The organism is Micropruina sp. (assembly GCF_027492755.1).
Lineage (GTDB): Bacteria > Actinomycetota > Actinomycetes > Propionibacteriales > Propionibacteriaceae > Micropruina.
This window is the reverse complement of sequence record NZ_JAPUED010000245.1, coordinates 1-4,803: the sequence shown is the minus strand read 5'-3', so window position 1 is coordinate 4,803 and position 4,803 is coordinate 1. Positions and strand designations below refer to the sequence as shown.

Sequence of the window (4,803 nt, the reverse complement as noted above, 5' to 3'; positions counted from 1 at the left end):
GCTTGTCGAAACCCCTCGCCACCGCCGGTTGAGCTTGTCGAAACCCCTCGCCACCGCTGGTTGAGCTTGTCGAAACCCCTCGCCACCGCCGGTTGAGCTTGTCGAAACCCCTCGCCACCCCCGGTTGAGCTTGTCGAAACCCCTCGCCACCGCCGGTTGAGCTTGTCGAAACCACGTCCGAGGTCTCGACAAGCTCGACCAACGGTGGTTGCGTTGATCCCCCGGTGCGGAGCACTTGGTCGGTAGAGATCCCGGCGTCCGCCGGGATGACCACGTCCGCGGGATGACGACCTGCGAATGGCTCAGGCGGCGAGACGTTCCAGGATCAACTCACGGACGCGACCCGCGTCGGCTTGCCCGCGCATCGCCTTCATCACCGCACCGATCAGCGCGCCGGCGGCCTGCACCTTGCCGTCGCGAATGCGTTGCGCCACGTCCGGGTTGGCTGCGATCGCGGCGTCCACCGCAGCGGTGAGCGCACCGTCGTCCGACACCACGGCCAGGCCGCGGGCCTCGACCACCTCCGACGGCGAGCCCTCGCCGGCCAGCACGCCGTCGATCACCTGCCGGGCCAGCTTGTCGTTGATCGTGCCGGCCTCGATCAGGGTCTGCAGTTCCGCCACCTGAGCAGGGGTGATGCCGACGTCCTCGAGCTCGACACCGGCGGCATTGGCGCGCCGGGCCAGCTCGCCCGACCACCACTTGCGGGCCGCGCCGGGCGTCGCGCCGGCGTCCACCGTCTCGGCGATCAGGTCGAGTGAGCCGGTGCCCAGCACGTCCCGCATCTCCAGCTCGGTGAACCCCCACTCGGCGACCAGCCGACGGCGCCGTTGCGCGGGCGGCTCGGGAAGGGTGAGTCGCAGTTCCTCCACCCATTCCGGCGCCGGCGCGACCGGCACCAGGTCGGGTTCGGGGAAGTAGCGGTAGTCCTCGGCCTGCTCCTTGGAGCGTCCGGGCGAGGTCGAACCGTCGTCCTCATGCCAGTGCCGGGTCTCTTGGTGGACGCGTCCGCCCGAGGCCAGCACCTCACCCTGCCGCTGCATCTCGTAGGTGAGCGCACGTTCCACCGAGCGCAGCGAGTTCACGTTCTTGGTCTCGGTGCGGGTGCCGAGTACGTCCGAACCCGCTGGGGCGAGCGACACGTTGGCGTCGCAGCGCAGCGACCCCTGCTCCATCCGGACGTCGGACACCCCGAGTGCGCGCAACAGTTCGCGCAGCTGCGTCATGTAGGCCCGGGCCACCTTCGGCGCGGCCGCCCCGGTGCCCAGCACCGGCTTCGTGACGATCTCCATCAGCGGGACGCCGGCCCGGTTGTAGTCGAGCAGCGAGTATTCGGCGCCCTGGATGCGTCCGGTCGAACCACCGACGTGGGTGAGCTTGCCGGCGTCCTCCTCCATGTGGACCCGCTCGATCTCGATCCGGTAGGTCACCCCGTCGACCTCGACCTCGGTCCAGCCGTCGAAGCAGATCGGCTCGTCATACTGCGAGGTCTGGAAGTTCTTCGGCATGTCGGGGTAGAAGTAGTTCTTCCGGGCGAACCGGCACCATTTCGCGATCGAACAGTTCAGTGCCAGGCCGATCCGGATCACCGATTCGACCGCCTTGGCGTTCACCACCGGCAGCGCACCGGGCAGGCCGAGGCAGACCGGGCAGGTCTGGGTGTTGGGCGCGGCTCCGAACGCGGTCGAACAACCGCAGAACATCTTGGACGCCGTGTTCAGCTCGACATGCACCTCCAGACCCAGCGCGGGGTCGTAGGCGGCTAGGACGTCTTCGTAGGGCATCAGAGTCACAGCGCTCCCCCGTTCTCCCGGGACCACAGTTGGTCGGTCAGCAGGCCACCCCACTGAGATTGCAGCGCCCCCTCGAGAGCCGCGCCGACCCGGTAAACGCGGTCGTCGGCGAGCACCGGAGCCATCACCTGGAAGCCGACGGGCAGGCTGTCTTCGGGGGCCAGCCCGCACGGGAACGAGCCCGCCGCGTTGCCCGCCATATTGGACGGAATGGTGCACAGGTCGGCGGCGTACATGGCCAGCGGGTCGTCGGTGCGCTCACCGATCCGGAACGCCGTGGTCGGCGTGGACGGCGAGACCAGCACATCCACCGATTCGAAGGCCGCGTCGAAGTCGCGGGCGATCAGCGTGCGGGCCTTCTGCGCCGAGCCGTAATAGGCGTCGTAGTAGCCGGAACTCAGCGCGTAGGTGCCGATGATGATCCGCCGCTTCACCTCGTCACCGAAGCCGGCGCCGCGAGTGCGGGCCATCACCTCTTCGGCACCGGCGGTGCCGTCGTCGCCGACCCGCAGGCCGTAGCGCATGGCGTCGAAGCGGGCCAGGTTCGAGGACACCTCGCTGGGCATGATCAGGTAGTAGGCACCCAGGGCGTAGCGGAAGTTGGGGCAGGACACCTCGACGATCTCGGCGCCCAGCCCGGCCAGGGCGTCCAGGGCCTCACGGAAGCGCAGTTCGACGCCGGGCGCGTAGCCTTCGCCACCGAGTTCCTTGACCACGCCGATCCGCATGCCGGCCACGTCGGCCCGCCGGGCGGCGGCCACCACGTCCGGAACCGGGGCGTTGACCGAGGTGGAGTCCATCGGGTCCCAGCCGGCGATCACCTGATGCAGCAGCGCGGTGTCGAGCACGGTGCGCCCGCACGGGCCCGGCTGGTCGAGGCTGGACGCCATCGCGATCACGCCGTAGCGGGAGGTGCCGCCGTAGGTCGGTTTCACCCCGACCGTGCCGGTGACCGACGCCGGCTGCCGGATCGAGCCGCCGGTGTCGGTACCGAGCGCCAAAGGCGCCTCGAACGCGGCCAACGCCGCCGAGGAACCGCCGCCGGAGCCGCCCGGAATGCGGTCGTGATCCCACGGGTTGCGGGTCGGGCCGTAACCCGAGTTCTCGGTCGACGAGCCCATTGCGAACTCGTCCAGGTTGGTCTTGCCGAGCACCACCAGCCCGGCGTCCAGGACGCGCTGGGTCACGGTGGCGTTGTAGGGCGGATGCCAGCCCTCGAGGATGCGTGAGCCGGCCGTGGTGGGTGCGCCGGTCATGCAGAAGATGTCCTTGACGGCGATCGGGACGCCGGCCAGCGGCCCCAACTCCTCACCGGCGGCGCGCCGGGCATCCACCGCGTCCGCGGCGGCGAGGGCGCGTTCGCCGTCCACGTGCAGGAAGGCATGCACCTCGCCGTCGACCGCGGCGATCCGGTCGAGATGCGCCTGGGTCACCTCACGCGACGACACCTCACCGGCGGCGATCCGCTCAGCCAGGGACGCGGCGCCGGCTCGCAGCAACTCACTCACTGCTCCTCCCCCAGGATCCGCGGCACCCGGAAGCGCTCGTCCTCGACGGACGGGGCGCCGGCCAGCACCTGCTCGACCGGCAGCGAGGGCCGCACCTCGTCGGCGCGGAAGACGTTGGTCAACGGGAGCGCGTGGGACATCGGCGGGACGTCGTCGCCGGCCACCTCGGTGACCTGCGCCACCGCGTCGAGGATCACGTCCAGTTGCGGGGCCAGCCGCGCCAACTCGTCAGCTGACAACTCGATTCGGGCCAATGCCGCCAGGCGTGCCACCTCGGCTGTGGTCAGGGCCACCAGATGCTCCTCGCTCTCGTCCGACCGCCCATCCTAACGGCGAGCCGACGGATCGGAGACCCGGACCACGGCGCCCAGCCAATCCGTTCCTCAGGCGCGGGACTCCATCGGTTGTAACAAACATGCGGGACAATAGAGCCGTGTTTCTGCTGCGCGTGGGATTACCCGACCGACCCGGTTCGCTGGGTGCCGTAGCGACTGCCCTCGGCACCGTCGGCGCCGACATTCAAGCCGTCGAGATCGTCGAGAAGCACTCGGGTTTCGCGGTGGACGATTTCATGGTGGAGGTGCCGGTGGGCACCCTGCCCGATGCACTGATCACTGCCTGCACCACGATTGAGGACGTCTCGGTGCTCTGGTTCTCGCACTATCCGGAGGGCTGGGGTTTGCAGGCCGATGTGGCCGTGCTGGACGAGATGACCGAGAACCCTGCGGAGGCGGCCTCCATCTTGACCCAGGCCGCGCCCACCGTGTTCCGGGTGAACTGGGCCGCACAGATCGACAGCGGTGACGGCCGAGTGCTCGACCGGACGGCGATGGCACCCGAGGTGGACCGGTTACCGCTTGATCCGCTGGCCCATCTCAACTCCTCCGGCTATGTGGAGGTCGACGAAGGATGGTTGCCGGGCTGGCCCGAGATGTTGCTGGCCGCGGCGCCGTTGAAGAACCGATCGGCGCTGGTTCTGGCCCGTACCGGTGGCCCGGCGTTCATCAAATCGGAACTCGCCCGGCTACGGCATTTGGCTGCACTGACGGGCTGACGCCGATTTCGCCGACACCGAATGGGCTGAACCTAGCTCTGCTAAGGTCGCTAGTGGTTCGGGCGAGATTGCGTACGCTTTGCGCCGCAGATCGCAGTTGACAAGGGAATCCGGGCCGCTGATGCGGCACCATTTCCGGTCGAGTGTGATGTTCGCCCGGCCACCGAGGATGGGGGCCGAGGTGGCGGTTGTGTCGGTGGCAGGTAACGGCGTCGATGCAACCGCCGGCCATCCTCAGCCGGCTCCGCCGCTCATCATCGTGAAGATGTACCAGCCGTAGGCGAACAGCACAGCCGCGGCCCCGACGAAACCCAGCGACACCCACCAGCGGAGCCGCTTCTTCTGTCGGGTGGACGGCACCTCGGCCGGTCCCCACTCCCCCAGCTTCGGCCACACCCGTGGCGGCGCGCCGGCATTGAGATTCAGGTTGCTGTTGAGGCCCTCCACG

At 68.9% G+C, this 4,803-nt stretch carries 5 protein-coding genes; 1 reads left to right on the top strand and 4 read right to left on the bottom strand.

What is annotated here, in order from left to right:
- Positions 1-302: 302 nt before the first annotated feature.
- Genes gatB through gatC form a run of 3 tightly spaced genes read right to left on the bottom strand, consistent with a single transcriptional unit; the run spans position 303 to position 3,597 of the window.
- Complete coding sequence (gatB, locus tag Q0066_RS16630) at positions 303-1,784, bottom strand: Asp-tRNA(Asn)/Glu-tRNA(Gln) amidotransferase subunit GatB (protein ID WP_298135030.1); 1,482 nt, start codon at positions 1,782-1,784, stop codon at positions 303-305.
- 5 nt (positions 1,785-1,789) lie between these two features.
- A complete protein-coding gene (gene gatA / locus Q0066_RS16625; RefSeq protein WP_298135026.1) occupies positions 1,790-3,301 on the bottom strand; it encodes an Asp-tRNA(Asn)/Glu-tRNA(Gln) amidotransferase subunit GatA in 1,512 nt (503 codons plus the stop codon).
- Positions 3,298-3,597: an Asp-tRNA(Asn)/Glu-tRNA(Gln) amidotransferase subunit GatC gene (gatC, locus tag Q0066_RS16620; RefSeq protein ID WP_298135028.1), complete on the bottom strand. Its 300-nt coding sequence runs from the start codon at positions 3,595-3,597 to the stop codon at positions 3,298-3,300. Before gatC ends, gatA begins: the two co-directional genes overlap by 4 nt.
- Before the next feature lie 137 nt (positions 3,598-3,734).
- Between gatC and Q0066_RS16615 the strand changes: the two genes are divergently transcribed.
- Entirely contained in the window at positions 3,735-4,355 is a 621-nt protein-coding gene (locus tag Q0066_RS16615; protein ID WP_298135024.1) for an ACT domain-containing protein, read from the top strand.
- Between the two features lie 234 nt (positions 4,356-4,589).
- Here the strand turns inward: Q0066_RS16615 and Q0066_RS16610 are convergent.
- A partial coding sequence (locus Q0066_RS16610) for a hypothetical protein (RefSeq protein ID WP_366521545.1) occupies positions 4,590-4,803 on the bottom strand: 214 nt, incomplete at its 5' end.